At 47.7% G+C, this 22484-nt stretch carries 18 protein-coding genes and 1 tRNA gene; 8 read left to right on the forward strand and 11 right to left on the reverse strand.

Annotated elements, in window-relative coordinates; all coding sequences use genetic code 11:
- Positions 1–10: 10 nt before the first annotated feature.
- The 3 genes from RIG61_12600 (at position 11) to RIG61_12610 (ending at position 3465) form a co-directional block, all read left to right on the forward strand.
- Positions 11–340, forward strand: coding sequence for a hypothetical protein (locus RIG61_12600; protein MEQ9619998.1), 330 nt, complete (start codon positions 11–13; stop codon positions 338–340).
- Between the two features lie 230 nt (positions 341–570).
- On the forward strand, positions 571–2373 hold the full coding sequence (locus RIG61_12605) for an ABC transporter ATP-binding protein (GenBank protein MEQ9619999.1): 1803 nt from the start codon (positions 571–573) through the stop codon (positions 2371–2373).
- Between the two features lie 3 nt (positions 2374–2376).
- Positions 2377–3465, forward strand: coding sequence for a glycosyltransferase (locus RIG61_12610; GenBank protein ID MEQ9620000.1), 1089 nt, complete (start codon positions 2377–2379; stop codon positions 3463–3465).
- A 38-nt stretch (positions 3466–3503) separates the two neighbouring features.
- Here RIG61_12610 and RIG61_12615 read toward each other — a convergent pair whose 3' ends face one another.
- From RIG61_12615 to murQ, 5 genes are all read right to left on the reverse strand, one after another.
- Positions 3504–4094: an NADH-quinone oxidoreductase subunit I gene (locus RIG61_12615; GenBank protein ID MEQ9620001.1), complete on the reverse strand. Its 591-nt coding sequence runs from the start codon at positions 4092–4094 to the stop codon at positions 3504–3506.
- Positions 4095–4183: 89 nt separating this feature from the next.
- Entirely contained in the window at positions 4184–5959 is a 1776-nt protein-coding gene (locus tag RIG61_12620) for a sodium:solute symporter family protein (GenBank protein MEQ9620002.1), read from the reverse strand.
- Between the two features lie 40 nt (positions 5960–5999).
- On the reverse strand, positions 6000–7538 hold the full coding sequence (locus RIG61_12625) for a glycoside hydrolase family 3 protein (GenBank protein ID MEQ9620003.1): 1539 nt from the start codon (positions 7536–7538) through the stop codon (positions 6000–6002).
- A gap of 41 nt (positions 7539–7579) precedes the next feature.
- A complete protein-coding gene (locus RIG61_12630) occupies positions 7580–8764 on the reverse strand; it encodes an anhydro-N-acetylmuramic acid kinase (protein MEQ9620004.1) in 1185 nt (394 codons plus the stop codon).
- Between the two features lie 55 nt (positions 8765–8819).
- Complete coding sequence (gene murQ / locus RIG61_12635; GenBank protein ID MEQ9620005.1) at positions 8820–9716, reverse strand: N-acetylmuramic acid 6-phosphate etherase; 897 nt, start codon at positions 9714–9716, stop codon at positions 8820–8822.
- 95 nt (positions 9717–9811) lie between these two features.
- Here murQ and RIG61_12640 point away from each other — a divergent pair.
- Positions 9812–9885 (forward strand) — tRNA-Gly (locus tag RIG61_12640).
- A 3-nt stretch (positions 9886–9888) separates the two neighbouring features.
- Here the strand turns inward: RIG61_12640 and RIG61_12645 are convergent.
- The 3 genes from RIG61_12645 to RIG61_12655 all read right to left on the reverse strand — a co-directional run bounded on the left by RIG61_12645 (position 9889) and on the right by RIG61_12655 (position 11755).
- Positions 9889–10806 carry a hypothetical protein gene (locus RIG61_12645; protein MEQ9620006.1) on the reverse strand — a complete coding sequence of 306 codons (918 nt, stop codon included), beginning with the start codon at positions 10804–10806 and terminating at the stop codon, positions 9889–9891.
- 143 nt (positions 10807–10949) lie between these two features.
- Complete coding sequence (locus RIG61_12650; GenBank protein MEQ9620007.1) at positions 10950–11237, reverse strand: hypothetical protein; 288 nt, start codon at positions 11235–11237, stop codon at positions 10950–10952.
- A gap of 38 nt (positions 11238–11275) precedes the next feature.
- The gene (locus tag RIG61_12655; GenBank protein MEQ9620008.1) at positions 11276–11755 is read right to left on the reverse strand and encodes a hypothetical protein; all 480 of its coding nucleotides are present in this window, start codon (positions 11753–11755) and stop codon (positions 11276–11278) included.
- Positions 11756–12513: 758 nt separating this feature from the next.
- Between RIG61_12655 and RIG61_12660 the strand changes: the two genes are divergently transcribed.
- Positions 12514–13686, forward strand: coding sequence for a nucleoside hydrolase (locus RIG61_12660; GenBank protein ID MEQ9620009.1), 1173 nt, complete (start codon positions 12514–12516; stop codon positions 13684–13686).
- Between the two features lie 110 nt (positions 13687–13796).
- Here RIG61_12660 and RIG61_12665 read toward each other — a convergent pair whose 3' ends face one another.
- Entirely contained in the window at positions 13797–14870 is a 1074-nt protein-coding gene (locus RIG61_12665; protein ID MEQ9620010.1) for an MlaD family protein, read from the reverse strand.
- A gap of 306 nt (positions 14871–15176) precedes the next feature.
- Here RIG61_12665 and purH point away from each other — a divergent pair, with 306 nt between their 5' ends.
- Both purH and RIG61_12675 read left to right on the forward strand, forming a co-directional pair.
- Complete coding sequence (gene purH, locus RIG61_12670) at positions 15177–16739, forward strand: bifunctional phosphoribosylaminoimidazolecarboxamide formyltransferase/IMP cyclohydrolase (protein MEQ9620011.1); 1563 nt, start codon at positions 15177–15179, stop codon at positions 16737–16739.
- A 225-nt stretch (positions 16740–16964) separates the two neighbouring features.
- Positions 16965–17552 (forward strand): DsbA family protein, encoded by a 588-nt coding sequence (locus RIG61_12675; protein ID MEQ9620012.1) that lies wholly within the window; start codon positions 16965–16967, stop codon positions 17550–17552.
- A gap of 115 nt (positions 17553–17667) precedes the next feature.
- Here RIG61_12675 and RIG61_12680 read toward each other — a convergent pair whose 3' ends face one another.
- Together RIG61_12680 and RIG61_12685 are read right to left on the reverse strand one after the other, a co-directional pair.
- Positions 17668–19227, reverse strand: a complete 1560-nt coding sequence (locus RIG61_12680; protein ID MEQ9620013.1) for a hypothetical protein — start codon at positions 19225–19227, stop codon at positions 17668–17670.
- A 1006-nt stretch (positions 19228–20233) separates the two neighbouring features.
- The gene (locus RIG61_12685; GenBank protein MEQ9620014.1) at positions 20234–21622 is read right to left on the reverse strand and encodes a porin; all 1389 of its coding nucleotides are present in this window, start codon (positions 21620–21622) and stop codon (positions 20234–20236) included.
- Between the two features lie 166 nt (positions 21623–21788).
- Here RIG61_12685 and RIG61_12690 point away from each other — a divergent pair, with 166 nt between their 5' ends.
- Positions 21789–22478: a response regulator transcription factor gene (locus RIG61_12690; GenBank protein ID MEQ9620015.1), complete on the forward strand. Its 690-nt coding sequence runs from the start codon at positions 21789–21791 to the stop codon at positions 22476–22478.
- Positions 22479–22484 lie beyond the last annotated feature (6 nt).

Consider the following 22484-nt stretch of genomic DNA (forward strand, 5'->3'; position numbering starts at 1 on the left):
GGCTTAACCCATGAACAACCGTTCGGATGAACAAAAACTGCTTGAAGCGGTCGCTATTTTAAATGCGAAGATGCTGGGGCTCATTCTCGGACTTTTAATAGGACTCGTAATATTCATAGCAACCAACTGGCTTGTGATAAAAGGGCCGCAGCTCTCCCCGTCCGGAGAGTACGTAATGGGCCCGCATCTGGAGCTGCTAAGCCAGTTTTTCATAGGCTACAGAGTTTCCTTTGCGGGAAGTATAATCGGTTTTCTTTACGGTTTTGCCGCAGGGACGATAGGAGGAGCTTTAATAGGCTGGATATACAACCGAATTGTTATATTGAAGCAAAAATACTGACCGGGGCTTTGAACATCAAATAGGGCTTATTTCCTGCTTCCTGCTGGGGTATAGTCTTCACCGGGAGTGTTCCCCTTGCTACTGTTTTAAAACCAAGAGAGCCGGAAGCTGCTTTTAAATCCTGTTCGTAATGTAACATTTACAACTTACAGCACTTTTTATAGCATTTGAAAATCAAGTAAAATAAGTTTCGACCAAAGGCAATCATTCATCTGACCGGACATCAAAACTTGAAGAACGAAAAAAAACTGAAAAGAGAGTTTTTACTCAACCTTCTGAAGCCCTATCGTAAATATATCGCATTACTACTCGTGCTGCTTTTGCTTGCGTCTGCGTTTGACGGAATATCCATAGGTATGCTCGTACCCCTTCTGGCGGGAATACAGCAGGTGCAGAACTACGAGCAGCTTCCCCGGATACTGCAACACATAATAGATATATTCTCGGGTTTTACGATTGAAAAACAAATTTTACTCTCCCTCGCTTTTGTAGTTGCCTCAATATTGCTGAAAAACATCTTCCTGGCCGTCTCTCATTATCTGGGCTACTGGTTAACGGCGAGACTGATCGCAAAATTGAGGTTACAGGTGGTAAATACACTGATGGTCGTTGGAATCGGTTTTTACAACACCGTCAAGACAGGCGACCTAGTCGACAAGGTAATACACAATACATTTATGGTCGAGGAAATAATAAAACGAACGACCGAAATACTGGATTATTTAATCTCCTTTTTAATACTCCTCGTACTGCTGGTCGTTTTCTCATGGAAATTGACGATAGTTACCATTTTGCTGGCCGCCGTCATAGCTTACGCCGTTTCTCTATACATAAAAAAGTTATCCTTAAGAGGCCGGAAACTCTTACTAAGCGGGAGAAGTTTGACAAGCACCCTGCAGGAGAGCCTTCTCGGAATACAGGTCATAAAATCATTTACAAAGGAGCGGGAGCAATTCCTCAAGATCGGGGGGGAAATTGAAAATCATGCGGCCAATCATCTTAAAGTGAATTTTTCGAATTTCATGGTCCATGTAATTACGGAGGCCTTAGGGGTCGTAGCCATAGGAACACTATTTTTAATCGCAATCGAGATCTCTCAGATGGATTACAGACTGGTTTTAACGCAGCTGCTTCCGTTCATCTACATACTCGCCCGTATTCTGCCTTTGATAAAACAGATCAATCAGGCGAGGGGAGTGATAGTCAGCAGATGGCCCGCATTTGAGGCGGTCTACGATCTGACACGGTTAGATAATAAGCCGGTTATTCCCGACGGGGATACGGAATATACAGGTCTGAAAGAAGGTATAGAATTCAGGTCGGTCAGTTTTTCCTATAATAACGATGAGAAATTAGCCCTGAGGGACGCGGGCTTTTTTATACCGAAAGGAAAAACGACGGCGATCGTCGGAAAATCAGGCTCGGGCAAATCCACCGTTATTAACCTCCTGTTAAGATTCTACGATCCTCAGGGGGGTAAAATCCTGATTGACGGGGAGCCGCTTGTAGATTACAGGACCGAATCATACAGGCGGAACATAGGTATCGTAAGTCAGGATACCTTTATTTTCAACGACAGCGTAAGAAATAATATCGCTTTCGGACTTATTGGCGAGGCAAGTGAAAGTATTATCGTGGAAGCCGCCAGAAGAGCGGGGGCCGATGAATTTATCGCCAAGCTGCCCGATGGCTATGATACGGTATTGGGGGACAGGGGCGTAAGGCTTTCGGGGGGACAGAGGCAGAGGATATCCATTGCCAGGGCGATATTGAAAAACCCCGAGATACTGATACTCGATGAGGCGACGAGCTCCCTTGATTCGAGAACGGAGCAGCTTATTCACAGGGCTATTACGGAACTCAGCCGAAACAGGACCGTAATAATTATTGCGCACAGACTTTCCACGATAAAGAACGCCGATCAAATAATCGTGCTCGGAGACGGCAAGGTGTCCGAGATCGGAGAGGAAAAAAATCTTCTGGAACAAAGAGGGGAGTTTTTTAAATTAGCGACAACCGAGACAGATCGGTAGTGAATGCCGGATCCGCCCGACCTCGCGATTCCGTGTAAGATTGAATTCCCGGTGCCGACGCAGTTCATCATGAATAACGAGCAACCCTTCATATCGGTAATAATACCGGTTCACAACGGAAGTAAATATATTGCCGGGTGTATCGATGCGCTCGGGGATTCTTCCTATCAGTCGTTTGAAATTATTGTTGCGGACGACGCTTCAACTGACGGCACGGCAGAAATCTGCAAACGGGCCGGGGCGAGGGTTATCGAGCTTCCCCGCCGGTCGGGTCCCGCATCAGCACGCAACCGGGGCGCCGAGGAGGCGGTTGGGGAGATATTGCTCTTCATAGACTCGGATGTCGTCGTCAAAAAAGACACAGTAGAACGGGTGGCTCGAAATTTCAGGGATAATCCCGGTATATCCGCTCTCTTCGGCTCATATGACGATGAGCCTTCGGCTCCCGATTTCCTGTCTCAGTACCGAAATCTCCTCCATCACTACGTACATCAGCGTTCGGAAAGATACGCAAAAACCTTCTGGGCGGGGTGCGGCGCCGTAAGGCGTGAGGTTTTTTTGACGCTGGGCGGCTTTGACAATGAGCGTTTTGAAGAACCCTCGATAGAGGATATAGAATTCGGATACAGATTGTCCGAGAAGGGTTACAAAATTGTTTTGGACAAAGAACTGCAGGTAAAACATTTAAAGCACTGGGGCTGGTACTCACTGATAAGGACCGACATAATGAACCGCGCTCTGCCGTGGTCAAAACTCATTGTGGAGAGTAAAACGATCCCCGGAGAGCTGAATCTCCGTATCTCGGACAGAATCAGCACGCTGCTCGTGGGTTTGCTGATTATTTCCGCCCTGATTGTTCTCGCGGGCCTTTTTGGTCTTTACGACTCACCCGGTCTGGAAATCATTTCACTTATTTTTATTTTAATCTCCTTCTCCGTTATTATCTTTCTCAATCGGGACCTATACGGGTTTTTCCTTAGAAAAAGAGGGGTGCAATTTACGCTCCTCGCAGTGCCCATGCACCTTTTCTATTATTTTTACTGCGGTTTGTCGTTCGGGTTCTGCTGGGTAAGAGAAAAACTTTCCTTTTAAATCTTAAGCTCCAAATTATTACTGGTAAGGAAAACCGGTTAAGACGAAGTGTATGTGCCCGTGAGTTTTTTTACCTTCTCGACCTCCTCGGGCTTGTCTAGAATCTCCCCTTTACCCATTTCATAAAGGAAATTGGCATTGTCTCTCGGGGCATGGCTTTTCACATTGGGGTCGAAGAATACTTCTTTCGTATGAACGAGACCGGCCCTGTTGTATGAGGACAGTTCGTATTTCATGCCCATCCTGAGCGCGTCGCAGGGGCACGCTTCCACGCAGAAACCGCAAAACACGCATCTCATGAAGTCTATGTTATAGACCTTGGGCCTTCTCTCAATTCCGTAATCATCCGCGGGCTCCGCTACTATGGAAATGGCCTGAGTGGGACAGGCGACCTCGCAGAGCTTGCAGGCCACGCACCTGATCTCGCCTTCATCGTCAGCCGGCAATATGTGAAGCCCCCTGTATCTTGGAGGGAGCTCCTTCACCTCTTCGGGATACTGGATTGTAACGGGCTTGAAGTGCAGTAAATGCTTCAGGGTTATAATCAGTCCCCCGAATATTTGAGGCAGATAGAGCTTTTCATACCAGGTGAGCTCCGGCTGTTTTAATACCTTAATCTTAATCGACATAGATTATTACCTGACTCTGAGATATAAGTAAGTTATAACATAAATGTGCGATTTTTAAAGGTCGTCCGGCGTCTCATAATGTAACATTTTTAAATGACTAACTCTTTTCTCAGTCTTGAGTAAACGATGAACCCAGACAACAGGGATAGCGATATCAGTATCACTCCCGGGAAAATTGAACCCAGGAGCAGCTTCCCCACCCCTACCATACCGAACAATATAAAGCCGACTCCAAGCAGCCAGTTAATAATCACCGGGGCGAATCGGGGTGGGGTTATATCCCTGTTTGTTTCGCTTACAGGCTTCCACCATCCCCACGGGCGCACCCTCTTGTAAAAGCCGCTAAGCGTACTATGAGGCTCGGGCGCGGTTAAAAATGTAACGAGCAGCCAGGTAATAATGGATACCGGTATTACTATAATCTGATGCTTCAACTCAAGCGGCACTCCGTTTGATTTCGTATATATGACCAGAATGAGAATTGTAATGAGTGACGAGGCGAGGGCCGAAATCTCGGACCAGGCGTTTATCCTCCACCAGAACCACCTCAATACGAGCACGAGCCCTACGCCCGCGCTCATAGCCCAGAGAAATATCCAGGCCTTTCCGATATTATTTATATACAGGGCGAAGTACCCGGCGAGCACCGTTAACAGCAGGGTGCATACTCGCGACGCCAGTATGTAGTGTTTCTCGCTTGCCCCCTTGTTTATAAACCGTCTGTAAATGTCGTTCATTAGGTACGAGGCGCCCCAGTTAAGCTGGGTTGAAAGCGTGGACATAAAGGCGGCCAGAAAGCTTACGAATAAAAGGCCTTTAAGCCCCGGCCCCAGAAAGTCCCTTATGACCACTATATACATGGCCTCATTGTCTCCCATAGCGGCGTCCGCCCTGGGATAAATTATCAGAGATGCAAGCGCCACCAGCACCCAGGGCCAGAGACGGATTATATAATGGTTCAGAGCAAACCATGCGGTGCCCAGGACCGCGTGACGCTCGTTCTTCGCAGAGCAGATTCTTTGTATGAAATAGCCGCCGCCGTCCGCATTGTGGGACGACCACCAAATGACTGTTATATAAACCAGGAAGGCGAAAAAGCTCGAGGACCAGAAACCGTCCGCCACACTCTCGCCGCCGTCAGGGATCATAAAAAAGGAGATATGTTTTTCGTCGATATTGCCGAGTTTTTCTATAAAGCCCGACAACCCGCCTACTTCCGGCGAGCCTATTACAACCCAGGCGAGTATTATTGTGCCGAAAAGCGCAATAAAATACTGCAGGAAATCGGTCAGCGCCACGCCCCAGAGACCCGACAGCATGGTGTAGAAAAACGCAATAGATATACAGATAATAACCGCGGCTAGGGTCTCGACGCCGAAAAATACCTTAAAAACCTTTGCCATCGCGCTTATGACCCAGCCCATTACAACGAAGTTAAAAAGGGTCGAAAAATAAAGCGCCTTGAATCCCCTTAAAAATGCGGCAGGCTTTCCGCTGTAACGAATCTCGATGAGCTCGTTGTCCGTAATTACTTCAGCTCTTCGCCAGAGCCTCGCAAACACGAGTACGATGAAGACGTGGCTGAAAAGATAGTTCCACCAGAACCAGTTCTTCCATATGCCCTCGGTCCTTACCCATCCGGTAATCGCCAGGGGCGTATCGGCGGCGAATGTCGTTGCCACCATTGACGTGCCGAGAATCCACCAGGGGAGATTCCTGCCCGATACGAAATAAGAGGACATGCTGCCGCTTGCCCTCCGGGTGAAATAGACGCCTATTGCAAGGGACAAAAGCAGATAGAGCGCGACTATGCTCCAGTCGAGCGGACTTAATGAAGATAGTGCAGAGCCAAGTGTAGTTTCCACCTAGGGGGTAATTTACCTGATGAGCATTAAACGGGATAGGTCAGTAAAGGCCGATACGCACAGGGAGCTTTCCCCCGGCTTCGCTGTTCCCCAAAAGAACATCAGCCGCCGCGGATTGACACGGATTCAGCGAATCAAAAGCGCACATAACGGTGTCGAAACCGCCCATACCCTGTATCACGTATGGTGAGCCGAACGATATAAGGACTGTCTCGGCGTTAAAAGAGGCGATCTCACTCAATACGAAGCTAAAAAATTCCGGTAGTTGAAATTGCTTTTTCCAGGCGCCAACAGTCGTATAAATGAGACAAATAATAGCCCCTCCGAATTCTGAATTCTCCCGGACAGATTCCATAGGGGATGTGAGAGTAACCGGCACGGTACTGAAATCTATTCCCGATTCCGCGAGCCTTACTGTGAAGGCCCGTGAAATGTCACTGCACGATCGGGTAACGTCAAAAAGACAAACAACCGCCTTTTCGGAGCCGAGCTTTCCGCCCTTTACAAGACAGACGGAGCGCTCAGCAATCTGCCCGATAAGTGTATTCGCCTTCCCGGCAGCCGGGGCATTTTCACCCTGTGAAGAGATCAGCCAGGAGTTCTTGAGCGAGATAATCCTGCCTGCAGAATCATTCAACAACCCCTCGCTCAGCTCTCCCGTATATGCCATATCGTTAATCCGGCTTAAGAGCGCATAAGGGTCCCTGGGGTCGAGGATAATGTCGCAGCCCGCTTTAAGCGCGAGGTGTGAAAGGTCGATTTCATCCCCGAGCTTATTTATTCCCGACATATGCAGTGAATCGGTAATAACGACTCCCCCATAACCCATCTGTTTTCTTAGAATTCCCTGTATAATCACATCGGATATGGTTGCGGGAATGGCGCCTCTTTCGATTTTGGGCAACGCGATATGAGCGGTCATAATCGAAGCGACTTTTGATTCGATAGCGGCTCTGAAAGGAATTAAGTCGAAATTGGTCAAGTTCTCCGTAGTGAGGTCCAATAAGGGCATTTCGGCGTGCGAATCCATGTCGGCCCTCCCGTGGCCCGGGAAGTGTTTACCGCAGGCCGCAATACCCGAGTCCTGACAACCTCTTATAAAAGCCGTCCCCAGACGGGAAACCAGTTCGGGATCATCTCCGAAAGAGCGAATATTGATAATCGGGTTTTTAGCGTTCGAGTTAATGTCCAGCACCGGAGCGAATATAAGATTGAGCCCACACTCCTTCATTTCTGAGGCTATGTACGCAGCCTCCCTGTAAACGAGCTCTTCGTCCCCTGCGGCCGCAAGGGACATTGTAAAGGGAAAAATGGTCATATCGGACAAGATCTGCCCCACCCCCCTTTCCGCGTCGCAGCCGAAGAGAAGCGGGGTTTCGGAAATCGATTGAAGTTCCCCGGTAGCCTCTTTAACAGACCGCCTATCCCCGCCGAATACAATAAAGCCCCCTACCTGAAATTCGCGCACCAGCCTCTTAGCAAGGTTTAACGAATCAGGCTCCCTGAAATCGAGCCTGGGCATAATAACCTGTCCTATCTTTTGCAGCACGCTGAGTCGGGAAATATCTATTCTGTCCATGAGTTTTCGTATACTACATTAACGCCCGGTTCGCCGATACGTTAAACCGACCTTCCAAGGGCTATTTTCCCCATCGGCACGGGCCCGGAAGCCCCTGTTACCGAAGGAAGATTCGAAGCGTTTCCGGAGATAAGCTCATTCGCCAGTATCGCGAAAGCGACGGCCTCCTTCGCCTCGTACGGAATACCGTAATCATCCGTCGTCGAGCATTTGACCCCGGAGAATTTACCTCTTAATTTCTCCATCAAGACGGGATTTCCGCACCCGCCGCCGCTAAATATAATCTCGTTTATATTCCATTTGGGGGAAATGAACCTTTCATACGCTGACGATATAGATTCCACGGTCAGCATGAGCAGGGTCGTCATGAGGTCGTTCAAAGAAATACTTCCCCTTTCAACCATTTGATACAATTCCTCCGCTTTTTTCCTGCCGAAAAGCTCCTGCCCGGTCGATTTTGGAGGATTTTTCGCAAAGTAGGGGTCGGACAACAAATTCCCGAGAAGCTCCTTATTTACGCTCCCCGCTGACGCGGATTTTCCGTCCGCGTCGAATCTCTGTCTGCCGCCCGTGCCCAGATTTATCACGTTGTCCATGAGAGAATTAGCCGGTCCCGTGTCAAACGCGATAACGTCGTCCACGCGCTCGGGGATAACGGTTACGTTCGCGATGCCGCCCAGGTTCTGCGCGAGCCGCACCCCGCCCCTTTTCATGAACAGCAGGTAATCCGCGTACGGGACTAAAGGCGCCCCTTCGCCGCCTGCCGCCATATCCCGCGTCCTGAAATCCCCGACAGTGGTTATACCCGTAAGCTCAGCTATTACGTCGATCTCCCCTATCTGCATTGTCGAGGGAACGCCTTCCCCGTAAGAGGGCGGGTTATGATAAATCGTCTGGCCGTGGGAGCCTATCAGGTCAACCCGGTCTGCGCTCATCCCCGCTTCACCTATGACGGTAAGGGCGGCTTGGGCAAACGCCTCTCCTATAATGAAATTGAGCCCGGACAGCTCGCCGGGCGAGCAGCGGGGGCTCAAATTATCGAGTTTACGGGTAACCGGGTCTTGATAGGGGATACAGATGAATTTTATTAACTCCAATCTTGTATCAAGCCCGCTTCCGTATATTTTCACGAGCGCGGCATCCACCCCGTCCACTGAGGTGCCGGACATGAGTCCCACAACGTGTTTTTCTTCCTTAGCTTGTAGTGAGTTTAAAATTTGAACCATGGCAAAGGGACCCGGGTGTATGTACAATCAGAGGCAATAATTAAATTTCAACCCTCTACTTAAGCGCCTCGCGCAGATATCCTTTATTTTTCCTGAGTAGCTCTTTAGCTTTTCCGTGGCTTATTCTTTTCTTCGCCATAACAATAGACGTCTTTACATCCCAGCCGGACGTTTCGAGAAATTCCTCGGCCCTATCCTCATCCACCTCAGCTATATGCATCACTATCCGCTTGGCCCTGTCCCTCAGCTTCGCCGATCCGGGCTGCACGTCCACCATAAGGTTCCCGTACGTCTTTCCCAGCCTGACCATAGAGGCCGTGGTCAGCATATTCAATACCATCTTGGTTGCGGTGCCGGCCTTCATTCTTGTTGACCCTACGAGAACCTCAGGGCCCACGAGGAGCGAAATAGTAACGTCCGGCAGAGGATTATCCGCCGGATTACAGGTAACCAGAACTACGCCCGCTCCTTTCTTCTTAGCATAGGATACAGCGCTTTCGACAAAGGGAGTGCCGGCGCTCGCCGCTATACCGACCAGCACATCACCCTTGTTCAGACCCAGTTCCGTGAGCGCCTCCACTGCGTCTTCTCTCGAATCCTCGGCGCCTTCCACCGACTGCGTGATTGCGCTCTCCCCCCCCGCTATAACGGCCCGGATCATTGAGGGGTCTGTCCCGAACGTGGGCGGACATTCGGCAGCTTCCATCACTCCAAGCCGGCCGCTCGTGCCGGCCCCTGTAAATATCAAGCGCCCTCCCCGCTCAAGCCTCCCGACGATTAATTCGACTGCACTGGCTATATTATCTTTCTCCCTTTCTACGGCGTCCGTAATCGTTTTGTCCTCTGCCAATATCAACTCGACTATCTCTACAGAAGAACATCCGTCGAGACCTGTCGTGCGGGGATTGATTTTTTCCGTAAGCAGGTGTCCTGTCTTCCGGCCCTCGTTCACGGAATTAATTATATCCTGAAGAGGCGCACTTATTAATATCGGGCTCTGAATTTATTGACTTTTACCCAAGCATGGAATAGATTTTTTTGGAGAGGGCGGGTGTAGCTCAGCTGGCTAGAGCATAAGCTTCCCAAGCTTAGGGTCGCGGGTTCGAATCCCGTCACCCGCTCATTTATTTAAAATTATCTGCCGGTCTCTTGGAATTAAGCTTTATTGACTGGAGTAAATCCGTAGGATCATAAGTAAAGGGTGTCTGCTCACATTGTTCTCTCTTGTGGAGAGTCTCCCAAAGCATTTCTGAACATTTTTTCTGGAAACTGTCTGAATCTATATGGCTCATCGTCTCCATTGCCGCCATATCAAAAGCTTCCTGCAGCGTAGACGAGCCTGAGGCTACAGACTCGGATAGATTTAAGGTGAATAGCCCGTTTGAGCCGTCCATGGTAAAATAAGAAAACTGGGTTGCCTTGGATGACATCATGAGCGCCTCACGTCCCCGCCAGTCCTCATCACGTCCATGGTCTTTTAGAATATCGGGCACAGCTGCTCCAGCGTGACAGGCATCTACTGTAATTACAATCTCATCCGCACGCACCTTGTCAATCATGCCCCGAAGCTCACTAGCCGTAATCCACTGTTTTAGCGCAAGCGCGCTTAGCACGGTAAAGGGTTTCTCCTCTGTCCAGAGAACGAGGACCTCATCCTGTACGGGTTTATCCCCACTGTTTATGTTGGTAAGGTCTCCGTGAATATTAAAGAGCATAACAACCCTTGCACCCTTAGGAACTTTATCCGCAAACCCTTTTAAACCTTTTTGTAAACCGTCGTAAGTCGCTTGCTCATCAACAAGAGTAAAAATATTCTCAGAGGGTATATCCAAAGCTTCTTTGACTGATGTAGTAAATACATCGACGTCATTCTTGCACGCGGAGGCAACATCCTTAGCCTGCTTTTCTAGTAGTTTTGTTTTCCATGGGGGGCATGCAGACACGGCAAATACATATGTATTTTCACCGGTTATTGCCAAGAGCGGCTGTATAAATAAGCATAGACACAGAGATGTTGCTGATAAAAGAGTTATAAGCCTCATAAATCTCTCATTTTATTATTTAGGGGAGCGAAGACAGCGATCTGCATTAACAATGTTTGAACAGAACAATGTATTGGCCCTTTATTCCATCTGCTGAGCCGAGGGTGCTATCACGCACCTCCCGGCTCGGGTTGGTATTTATATTAAGGAGTTTCTGTCTCCTTATTTTTATCCCTCTGAATTTCAGGCAATTCGTTAGGATTATCTCCGGCTTTCTCTACCGGCTGTACATTTGTAGTAACCGTATGTGTTATCGTCCCACCTGCCTTGATACAGTCCTCCCCGGATTGCGCGAAAAGCTTTACATCATTTATTTCGCAGTACACGCCGTTTGGCTGGTTTGCAGACTCCATAACTGCTTTCGCAGATTGAGGTAAAACCATTACAGCTACTAATAATAAACCCAAAACAGTCACTAATATTCTATTCATTGATGTACTACCTCCTTAGATTTATTTTTCTTTCTTAATCATTTTGATTTCTGATATTGAGGGAACCTGAACGCGCGTACCATATCGTCTCCTTTCATATGACAATTCAAACAGACTTGAGGTTTACCCGCGAATTCCGCCGCCCCGTCAGTTCTCCATTGCATGAATACCCACCCGTCTTCCCGTTTTTCGCTTGCTACTATATGCACAAATTCTTCATCCGCATATGTTTCCTTTACGAAAAGCGATCCTACAGGCCACTCTTCAATAGGCTCGTTTGCTTCGAGAACCTTTTCAAGGACTTCATTCATATATATATCAACGTACATATCCCCGCCGCTTTCACGATGTTGTATTGCGAGAGTTCTTTCTTCAAACCCTGGCGCGCGCGCAAATTGTTTGTAATTTACCTCATGTATGTGGGCATAAAGTTCGTCTGCATCCTTGAGGTCTTTAAGTGTCATAAAAGATAGAGAAAAAAAGGAAAATACAAGCAGTGCAAAGAACGATAGTCTCAATACCACCTCTTTATATTGATATTTACTGGATAATTCTAGCTTCCGACTCTCTTGGCATAAGACAATACTATAACCGATGTTTTCAACTGGGGGAGAGATTCATGGTGAATATCAGGATGTTATAAAAGCTGTCGCAGTGGAACAAGATGTACCGCTACTCGAAACACAGGATCAATTCAGCGAGTGTACTGCACCCCTTTTGTTAAACTCGATTTAAGCTTTTATATGTTTTCCCAATAGTAGAATAGAATGGATATAAATTTGTGGAATTATGTTCAAAACATGAGGGTGATGAGGTCGCATATAATTGTTTGTAATGAACAATGATAATATAGTCTATTGTTTTAATAGGAGAGGTGTCCAATAAGGTGTCTATAGTACAGCAAATAATACCAACATAACTATTATGACGAATAGTTCAAGATGTCAGAAAATAAAGGCCTTTTCTATAAGATATGTGATTACAGGGATTTATAAAAAAGTGCTGTTTTACCTTCCCAAGCTTGGGGTCGCGGGTTCGAATCCCGTCGCCCGCTCCAACACTTTATTAATATTCACGGTTAGTTAAAGCCACAATACCATCACCCTCATATAAATTGTTTTCGAATTTAGTGTCCGTACAGGCACTGTCAGTTTTAAATAAAAGCATAGCTATGAGGAGGAATGAAAACAATCCATATGTTAGAATCCTGAGTATTGCCGCGCTTCCACATGCGGTTGAGTACAAATAAATAAGATTATATAGCGGGAGTAAATTTATGCCTAAGATCACATTTACACTTATTTTATTAGCGTTTCCGGTCTTTTTTTTGCTGTACTCGTGCTCAAATAATTCAAACGGGCAGGACAATAAAACGAGAATATTCATTTCTACGGACATTGCCGCGGGGCTTGTCGGCGGCTGGCGCGCCGGACCGGCGGACACTGACGACCCGTATGCCGTTGAACTTATAAGCACTTATGCCGATGCCGAGGTGTTGGGCGCGGCGGTAGTCAGGGGAAACGATATACAGCCCGCTGAAATATTCGCTGCTATAGAAACGTTTAATGTCACTCCCGGTTTCTGGAACGGCCCCATACTTAGCGGGGCGGTCGAACCCCTCCCGACGCCTGACTCCGTCATGTGGACAGGTAGTCCCGGGCCCCCTGAAACTCTGGATGACCTATGTGTAAACGAGGGGGTTCTGGCTCTGGCTAACCTGTTAACAGAAAGTAATCAGAAGATAACAATCCTCGCAATCGGCCCCCTTACAGACATAGCGTGCCTGGTTCTAAACTTCCCTGAAACATTGAAGAACATAAAAGAAATGGTGTATCTCGCGGGACGAGCGCCCGGGGAGGTGCTCAAGTATCCGTTCTCGGACGTAATATTCACCGATTTTAACGTTCAGCAAGACCTCCGCGCTGCACAAATCGTATTAGAGCAATCAGACATTCCTGTCACATTTATTACATTCTCCCTTTCCTCAAGCACGCTTTACACGAGAGAACAGATTGATTCTCTCCTTGAGCCTGAGTGCGGCGCAAGGGCCAAACTCCTTTCCCGGGCATCCCAAGATAGAATGAATGACCTGGAGGAGGGTCTCAACCTAAACGGAATGGACACATTCGATATAAATGCCGCTTATTACATAGCCAAACCGGAGCTGTTTATATGTGAAGAGGCGGGGTTTGAATTTGTGCAATGCACCATTGGGACGCCGGGTGTTTATAACGGCGCTGATAACCCATGCGCCGGGCACGGACCCGATCAACAGTCCGGTCTTAACACGGAGAGCGAGCAGCTTTGGGTAGGCCCGACCCTCTTGGGGAGCAGCCGCTCTGTTAGATCCTGCGTCTCATATATTAACGAGGCCGAGCTCGAAAGGTTTGAAACCGGAACTATAGATGTATTCTGCGACGGGGGTGTCTGGTCAGAGCTTCCGGAATAATATATTAAGACCCCGGATAATATTAGAGAACGTTTAGATTCAAATTGTTCCGAGGCCCTATTTCCAAGCTTCACATTATTGTTCCGGAGTCGCGCTATTGCACCTGAGCCTCAGTTGCCGCTCTCCTCGGATTGTTCGGCTTTTTCCTGGTCGATCAGATACCTGACGGCGGCCCTTACGAATTTGCTCCGGTCCGCTTCGCCGAGTATTCCCTTCAGACTGTCGTATACGCTCGGATCGATCAACAGAGCGCCCAGCGTACCCTCGCCCCCTCTCAGCATTTCGGATACCTCCCTGAAATTGGACATCGTTTCCTGAAGCTCTGTCAGTACCCCGTTCTCGCCGTTCAGCTTGGCGGATGCGGTTTTAATATTAGCCATTGTGTCGTCGATGTCATTTGACAGCTTGTCATCATAAATCAGGGAATGAAGCGTACCGTCCCCGTCATTAATCTGGTTGAGCACCCGATCGAGTTTCGCAATTGTCTTATTAAGCTTGACCAGGGTATTCTCGTCGATTTTCTTTCCAGACCGGTCCTTTGGCCCGTAGATCATAGTGTTTAAAATGCCGTTACTTTTCTTTATAGCTTCCAGATTCTCCTGAATAGCTTCCGAGCTCGCCTTTACGGAGGCGATTGTTTTGCTAATGTTTTTAATGTTTTCATCTTCGCCGAAGCCCTTTACAATCTTATCGAGGCTTTCGGAAATACTTATTATATTCGCAAGCAAATCACCCGACTGTCCTATGATGCTCGTGAACTCTACCGGGGTCTGGCTTTCAATAGCCAGTGTGTCGGGAAGCCTCGCCAGAGGCGGCTCTTCCCCGGGTACTATCTCAACGTATTTATCCCCGAGAAGACCCTCGGTTTTTATTGTAGCCCTGGCGTCGGGATTGAGCCTCTCCATACCTTCTTTATTAACTTTCATTACAACGTTGATTGTTTTGTCCCCTACGGGGTGTTGAGCGAAGTCTATATTTGTTACAGCGCCTATGCGTACTCCGGAGAGCCTGACAGCGGCGCCCTTTATCAGGCCCGCCGTATTTTTAAAAGACGTGGTAAGCGTGTAACTCTTTTCAAAGAAACGCTGCTCTCCGAACAGAAGAAAAGCAATCAGAATAAAAAGGCTTAATGTAATAAGCACAAACAAACCGACTCTGAAATTCAGTACCCTCTGGTTCCTCATATATTGGTCTCCCGAACTTGAAGCTAACCTGATTAAACTAGTTGTTAATATTGAATTTTGTACTAAAAACAACTCAAGTTAATACTGGAAATTATACGTAAGAACAGTGAAATTCGCAAAAGCCGGAATGGTTATCGGCAGTCCGGTTTTGATTAAACACCGCTCTTTAACACCCTTCTATTGGAATTTCCGGCCATTCCGCTAAAATAATGTTTTTATAATTAGGTCGGAACTTCGACATTCCAAAACTCGCTTAAGCATATAAGCCTTGTTTTCAAACAATTATCTCTATCAAGGAGCCGCATGATGAATAAAATTAGAAGAGCAATAATCAGTGTTTCCGATAAGGAAGGCATAACCAATTTCGCGAAGGGCCTCAGAGAATTCGATATTGAAATCCTCTCCACCGGAGGGACCGCAAAGCGCCTTAGAGACGGGGGGCTGGAGGTAACGGATATTTCCAGCTACACGGGCTCTCCCGAAATACTGGGGGGACGGGTTAAAACACTGCATCCGAAAATTCACGGCGGAATCCTTGCGCTGAGAGACGATGAAACCCATATCGAGCAAATGAACGATAACGGCATCGAGCCCATAGATATGGTGGTAGTCAACTTATACCCCTTCGAGGAGGTTATAAAAAACGAGGGCGTAAGTCTCGGCGAGGCTATAGAGAATATAGACATAGGCGGTCCGACAATGCTGAGGGCGGCGGCTAAAAATTATCAATTCGTTACGATAGTTACGCGCCCTGAGGATTACAAGGATTTACTAAAAGAATTAAAGAAGAACAAGGGGGCCGTATCCCCCGAGACCAACTTCAGACTGGCGGCGAAAGCGTTTTCCTATGTCGCGCGCTACGCCGCCGCTATATCGAACTTCCTGGGCGCTATTGAATCGGAGGATGAAAAGACCAAATTCCCCCCGAGCATTACGCTGCATTTCGAAAAAAGGATGAAGCTCAGATACGGTGAGAACCCCCATCAGGATGGATCTTTTTATGTGCTGCCGGAAGTAGGGGAACCGTGCATTTCCAATTCCGTTCAGCTTCAGGGAAAGGAGCTGTCCCTCAACAACATTTACGATACGGACGCCGCGCTTGAAGCCGTTAAGGATTTTTCGGAAACGGCCTGCGTGATTGTAAAACACAACAACCCATGCGGGGTCGCTACGGACGAGAGCCTGGTGGAGGCGTTTCTCAAAGCCAAAGCTTGCGACCCTGTGAGCGCGTTCGGAGGGATAGTGGCTTTCAATAGGGAAGTTGACGAGGTCACCGCCTCGGAGCTGGCCGGCATGTTCCTTGAAGTAGTAATTGCTCCCGAATATTCGGAAAAGGCGCTTGACGTGCTCTCGAGCAAGGGGAATTTGAGGGTAATGAAAACCCCGCCATTAACCACGAATAATAAACCCGGCCTGGATTTCAAGAAGGTTGTCGGCGGGGCTCTAATTCAGGATAGGGATTCGGGAATAGAGGATGATTTCAAGGATATGAAGGTCGAGACAAAACGCCAGCCTACCGACGAGGAGCTCGAGGCCCTGAAGTTCGCGTGGAAGGTATGCAAGCACGTGAAATCAAACGCTATAGTTTTTGCCCGTAGCGGACAGACGGTAGGTATAGGAGCGGGACAAATGAGCAGGGTGGATTCTGTAAAGATCGCGACGATGAAGGCGATGCTGCCCACTGAGGGCTCCGTCCTGGCATCGGACGCGTTCTTCCCCTTCAGGGATGGAATCGATGAAGCCGCCAAAGCCGGAATCACGGCCATAGTGCAGCCCGGAGGATCAATCCGGGATAAGGATATTATCGAGGCCGCGGACGAACACGGAATGGCTATGGTATTTACCGGATTCAGACATTTTAAACACTGATTCGCTTTATAAATACCTCCAAATTGCATTGACCGCAGGGATGCCTTTTTAATTAACCCTCTTTTGTCGAATACAGAGAGCCGCAGCCGTTAAATGCTTGTCCGTCTGATTTCGTCGTCATATCCTCAAACTGCGGGAGTATACGATTCCCCACGGGAGTAAGCCAATTTTACCGCAGGGCTCCTTTGACCGTTTCACGTACGTACTCTATAATCTATTTACACTATGAAAATAACCGTGTTCTACGACTATATCTGCCCGTTCTGTTATCTGACAGCAACGAGACTGGACGCTCTAAGCCGGGAATTTGATCTTGAGATTGACTGGAAGGGGGTCGAAATTCATCCCGAATTTCCACCGCAGGGTAAAAAGCTCTCGAAGTCGATTAAGTCCCTCAAACGAGTAGCGATAATCAAGGATACTGCGCTGGAGGAGGGGGAGGGGGTTAAACTGCCGGGCTTTGTAACCAATTCCAGGCTCAGCCTCGAGGCATCCGAATTCGCCAAGACAATGAACCGATTCAGGGAATTTCATCACGGCATATACGAAGCCTACTTCGTCAAGGGCCAAAACATAGGGGATATGAATATTATCCTTCAAGTGGGTGAAAAAGCGTCTCTTGAAAAAACGGCGCTGGAAGAATGTCTTAAAAACAGAACCATGTACGACAGAATAGAGGAAAACAAAAAAGAAGCCGGGAAAAACAGCGTATTGGGGGTTCCCACGCTGTTTCTGGAAAGATTCCCGGTCCACGGTAATCAGTCACTTGAAACATTGAGAAAACTTATTAGAAGGGCCATAGAAAAATCCTGAACAACAATTTTTAAATAAAAAAAACCCCTTCCCTCACATAAGCAAGGGAAGGGGCTGTAATTTATAACACCGAGCAGGGAAGCCCTAGAGCATCCTTACTACGATGATTTTATTTCTATTTGAAGAACTGATCTATGAAGATCATCAGTCTGCCCTGAACGGTCCATGGCGTTTCATCATAGTTAACTCTCTCAGGGTCGATATCGTTCGCAGCCAACGTATTAAGAGCCTGCGCTTCGAGCAAGGTCTCCAAGCTGTCGCCTGTGAAAACTACACCGCCGATAAGATCGAGGCTAACACCAGGATGTATATGCCAGGTCAATGTACCTTCGACTTCTGTTCCCATGTAAGTATCGATACTGTCAACGCCCGGGAACGGATTGTCCGTTTCTTCGTTGAAAGCTACTACAACCTGAGGTGTGAAGGAAATTTCGTCTATCAACTTAACCGTTCCCCACGCTCTGGCATAGTACGCGTTGAATACGCTGCTCTCAACCTGATAAATGTTCGGAATAATGTGTTTGAAAAGGAGATTGTCGAGATTATAAGCAGGGTTGAAGAATATAACACCACCCTCTATCTCATCAGTCGAAAGGTCATCACCTTTCGCCCAACCGAACTCTGCCCCTATCATTTTTATCGGCCAGCCCGGATAAACCTCGGCACGCGCCGCCCAGATGATGTTAGAAGCGTCTATATCGACATCCGGAGCGCCGTCAATCGCGATTTCACCCCAGGAACCCTGAATTTCTCCAACGAGTCTCCAGAGGTCTGTCTTAAGATCAAGCAGACCGGAATACAGAGTCAGCCTGTCAAGAGTAACACCCGACGTGAAGGCGCCTGCGTTCGGCGGCACGCCCGGGTCTGTCCCGTTGAAAGGAAAACTCGCGAAATTGGTCTGGTGAATGTAAGGGAATACATAACCGCCAAGGGTTAAGTTTACGCCCCCTACGTTAGGATGGTTGAAAATAAGAGCCGCTGCTCCACCGTCCCATCCGTCGCCCTGTGCCGTGACTACGCTGTTACCCTGCGTGAATCTGTCAGAGACAAATACGAAGGTAATAGAAGACTGCCCAGCGGCAAAGGATTTAAGATACAGGAATCTGTCAAGCACGAATCCGAGGTCGGAATAAGGATCCCAACCACCGTTTGCAAGAATACCAATACCCCAGTCAAAAGGCTGACGACCTACCCTCAGGAATCCGAGGTTGTGAGGCAGCACTATGTCTGCGTGCAGCATTCTTACATCGAAAAAGCCCGGATCGTCTATGGCAAGAGGCCCTGTCAGTATAGCACCTCTGAACCTGTCGCTGAAAGATAGACTTGAATTAACAACCGTGTTACGTCCTCCGAGCAGCTCGGTTGTCGATCCACCCCAAATGTTGTTGTCGAACACATTAAGCTGCGCCCTGATCGTAACCGCGTCACTGAGCACAAGCTGAGGGGTTAAACGCAGAGTGGTATCTGCGAAAAATATGGTGTCATCATTGTCGTTAAATCCGAGATCCTGTGCGTTCTGCCTAGTCAATGCAGATATAAAGGTAGCGTTCTGGATAAAACGCGCTCTAGTACGCATGTAACTCGGAAAACCGCCCAAGGTGAGCTCGACTGCAGACGCCGGGACGGCCATAGAAAGAGCCAATAAAAACAAAATAAGCCATTTGGCTTTACTCATCTCTCCTTACCTCCTTAGATTTATTTTTAAAGTTCTGAGCTTACTTTATATAAATTAAAATCTTTTGTCAAGAGGTTTTTTCTACCTGCATAGCTCAGCCTCTCGACTTCTCTCTCCGATTTACACATTCTATCACAGTTTGTTTAAAAATCCAGTTCTAATTTGAAAAAACAGCAAATTTTCATCAAAGAATGCAAATCCGATTTTGCTCCTCCATAAATGCATTCTTAATCCTAATTTTATACCAAATTATCAATTAGTCACTATATTTCCTTAATTTAAGATAAAATTTTTGGTTATCTCCGATATACACGCAAACCGGCACGCGCTCCACGCGGATTTGGAAAAGGAAGCTCGCGACGGTCTTATTTCTGCCGGTGACGCTGTGGATTTCGGTCCCGACCCGAATAACTGCATAGGATTCCTCATCAATTCATCGCAAAAGCGGTTTTGGAGGTTAACTCCGCGATTACGACTCGAGGGCGTCTTACGCGCTAGGCAAGGACGGAGAAGCCTACATAATAAGGTAAGCTACGATATAGAAAAAACAGTGAAGGACATTGAAAAAAGCACCCTCCCGTATGAAGCAAAGGGCAGGCCGATTTCTATACTTGTCGCGGGGGCGGTTATAACCCAAACAATACATCAGACAAATCTTCACAGACCCGGGCTTTTCTCACCCAGCCACAACTACATTATTACAATCTCCGGACACATCCGTTTTCAAGAGAACCAAGGAAAACGCATTTACCTTAATAATGTGTGTTTTTAATAAATACAGTATTGCAGAGTCCGGAATTTGAGAGTTAGACCATATATAAGGAGATAAGCGGATTAATTATATCTATATTTTACCGCCATCGGGGAAACAACCGGCGTATAAATTGAAACCCGGCGCTCGAGATTACCTCAAGCGCCGGGTTTCGGAGGTTTCGGAGCCGGAATAAAAGGGAGATGATCTTATTTAATCTAACTCATAACAAAATGCACTTCAGAGCCGACTTTCCTAGAAGTAGGCCTGCAACTGGGCCCTGAATTGATTTTCATCTACATCAGGCGCTCCCTCGGTAAACTCATTTCTTATAAACGAATAATCAAGCTGTATCTTCCATCTGTGGTCATGGGAAATGTAGTAATTGAGGCCGGGAGTAACAGCCCATTTCGTATCTCTCACGCTTCCGACATCCGGAGGAAGAACGCCGCTCGAAGTATCGTAGTCTATCCAGGAGAATCTTCCGGCGATTTCAACCGTCCTGGGCAGTACGAAAACACCCGCCTGGGCGTTGAAGCCCTGGTCATAGGCAGTGTCCTGAGCGATTCCTGTCTGATCCGGGTCTATCCACCTGCCGTAGTACGAGCCCTGTACGTTGAATACGGGCATTTTGAAGTTTATGTCGCCAGTTGCTGTTATATAATCGGCTCTGATCAAACCCAGCTCAGCCATCCTGTCACATGTGTCGTTATCCGGCGATTTTCTATCGCAGTTGAGTCCGGGCAGCACGGCTGCGCCGCCGCCGATCGTAATCGTCGGTGACTTGGCAAAATTCGGAACGATCTCATAAGCTTCGCCGGTAGCGTATGAACTATTGGCCTTGAATTTTTTACCTTCTCCGCCCCAGCCGAACTGGAGCCTTCCCGCGTAGAGAAGGTTGCTGTCATTACTGAAGCCGTTTCTGCCGTCGCCGTTGAACACACCGCCTGAATACGAGAAGTTGTACTGCGGTCCGAACCCGCCCAATAATACGGCGCCGCGGTCTCTTCCCAGGCCGAACTCATCGTTTATGATAGACCTGTCGACAAACTGAAGGGCGGAAGATGAATTTAGTTCATCCCTGCCGAAGGGAACCTTGAACTGGCCTACCCTCGGAGCGATATTATTATCATACGCGACTGTGAAGTACATATCTCTCAGGGATGCGGAACCCTCAACCCCAAACTGAACGTAGTAAAGGAACCATGGTTTAAACGCGTGTCCGTCCCATATAAACCTGAGCCTTCTTACCTCGAAATTAGTACTTGTTTCAGGATCCCTGTCATCCTCATCTTCTACGGTCAGCCTGAACTGGCCTCTGATCCTGAACCTCATTTTAAAGTTCCCGTTATCGGACTGAAAGGTCAGACCTTTATCGTACTTGGCCATGAACTTCTGATACCAGGCGTCCCTGTTCTCTTCCTCTATTTCAACTATCCTTTCCTTATCCGCCTCCCTGGCTGTCTCTAGCATTTCAACCTTACGCTGGAGCTGCTCGATCTGCTGCTGACTCTGCCGCTGTATAGCATCGATCTGCTTCTTTAAAGCCTCGATATCCTGCTTAGTCGACTGCGCCCCGGCGTCCATGCCTGAAAACGGCAAAACGACCGCTGCAATTAAAAGCAATTTCAATAGCGCTTTCATCTCTCGACTTTCCTCCTTTAAAAGTAGATTTGTGCGAAGAATATAAAAGAGGGCCGTTAATTTGATGTGAAATTGATGTTAAGATTCGATTAAGCGCAGGCGGACGTTATTGCAAGACTGGACCTATGAATTACATTATAGGTAAACTTTTCAAAAGGTTGGGCGTATGACGGAAAAATTAATCACAATAGTCGATGATGAGGAAGACATCGTCAAGCTTGTGGGTCATCACCTCAAAAGAGAGGGATTTAAGGTAAAGGAGTTTCACAACGGCAGGGACTTTCTTTCCTACATAGAATCAGTGGCCCCTGACCTCGCGGTACTCGACATAATGCTTCCCGGCATAGACGGTCTGGAGATCTGCAGAATATTGAAAAACAAGACGAGCACGTCGCAGGTGCCTATAATCATGCTGACCGCAAAAGCAAGTGAGGCGGATGTGGTGGTGGGACTCGAACTCGGAGCCGACGACTACATAGTGAAGCCCTTCAGCCCGCGGGAGCTGGTAGCCAGGGTAAAAACCGTACTGAGAAGGACCGGCGTTAAGGATTCGGATAATAGCGTTATCAAAATCGGCCCGCTCTCTATAAACACCGAAAAATACGAAGTTACCGTGAACGACGGCAAGGTTCTTCTAACCACAACGGAGTTCAAGATACTGGAAGTGCTCACCGAGGGTAAGGGCAGGGTCTTTACGAGAGATCAGCTTTTAAAAAAGAAAAGGCTTTGGGGAGACGATAAACTGGTGTACGACAGGACAATCGACGTTCATATTAAAAACCTAAGGGAAAAACTGGGGGCCGCGGGCAATATGGTTAAAACCGTAAGAAGCATAGGATATAAATTAGAAGAGTAGGAAACT

This window comes from Deltaproteobacteria bacterium (assembly GCA_040223695.1).
Taxonomy (GTDB): domain Bacteria; phylum Desulfobacterota_D; class UBA1144; order Nemesobacterales; family UBA2774; genus JAVKFU01.

Coding starts and splice junctions, on each gene's coding strand:
- RIG61_12600 (MEQ9619998.1), top strand. CDS start 11: ATGAACAACCGTTCGGATGAACAAAAACTGCTTGAAGCGGTCGCTATT.
- RIG61_12610 (MEQ9620000.1), top strand. CDS start 2,377: ATGCCGGATCCGCCCGACCTCGCGATTCCGTGTAAGATTGAATTCCCG.
- RIG61_12615 (MEQ9620001.1), bottom strand. CDS start 4,094: ATGTCGATTAAGATTAAGGTATTAAAACAGCCGGAGCTCACCTGGTAT.
- RIG61_12625 (MEQ9620003.1), bottom strand. CDS start 7,538: ATGGACAGAATAGATATTTCCCGACTCAGCGTGCTGCAAAAGATAGGA.
- RIG61_12630 (MEQ9620004.1), bottom strand. CDS start 8,764: ATGGTTCAAATTTTAAACTCACTACAAGCTAAGGAAGAAAAACACGTT.
- RIG61_12645 (MEQ9620006.1), bottom strand. CDS start 10,806: ATGAGGCTTATAACTCTTTTATCAGCAACATCTCTGTGTCTATGCTTA.
- RIG61_12650 (MEQ9620007.1), bottom strand. CDS start 11,237: ATGAATAGAATATTAGTGACTGTTTTGGGTTTATTATTAGTAGCTGTA.
- RIG61_12660 (MEQ9620009.1), top strand. CDS start 12,514: ATGCCTAAGATCACATTTACACTTATTTTATTAGCGTTTCCGGTCTTT.
- RIG61_12665 (MEQ9620010.1), bottom strand. CDS start 14,870: ATGAGGAACCAGAGGGTACTGAATTTCAGAGTCGGTTTGTTTGTGCTT.
- purH (MEQ9620011.1), top strand. CDS start 15,177: ATGAATAAAATTAGAAGAGCAATAATCAGTGTTTCCGATAAGGAAGGC.
- RIG61_12675 (MEQ9620012.1), top strand. CDS start 16,965: ATGAAAATAACCGTGTTCTACGACTATATCTGCCCGTTCTGTTATCTG.
- RIG61_12680 (MEQ9620013.1), bottom strand. CDS start 19,227: ATGAGTAAAGCCAAATGGCTTATTTTGTTTTTATTGGCTCTTTCTATG.
- RIG61_12685 (MEQ9620014.1), bottom strand. CDS start 21,622: ATGAAAGCGCTATTGAAATTGCTTTTAATTGCAGCGGTCGTTTTGCCG.
- RIG61_12690 (MEQ9620015.1), top strand. CDS start 21,789: ATGACGGAAAAATTAATCACAATAGTCGATGATGAGGAAGACATCGTC.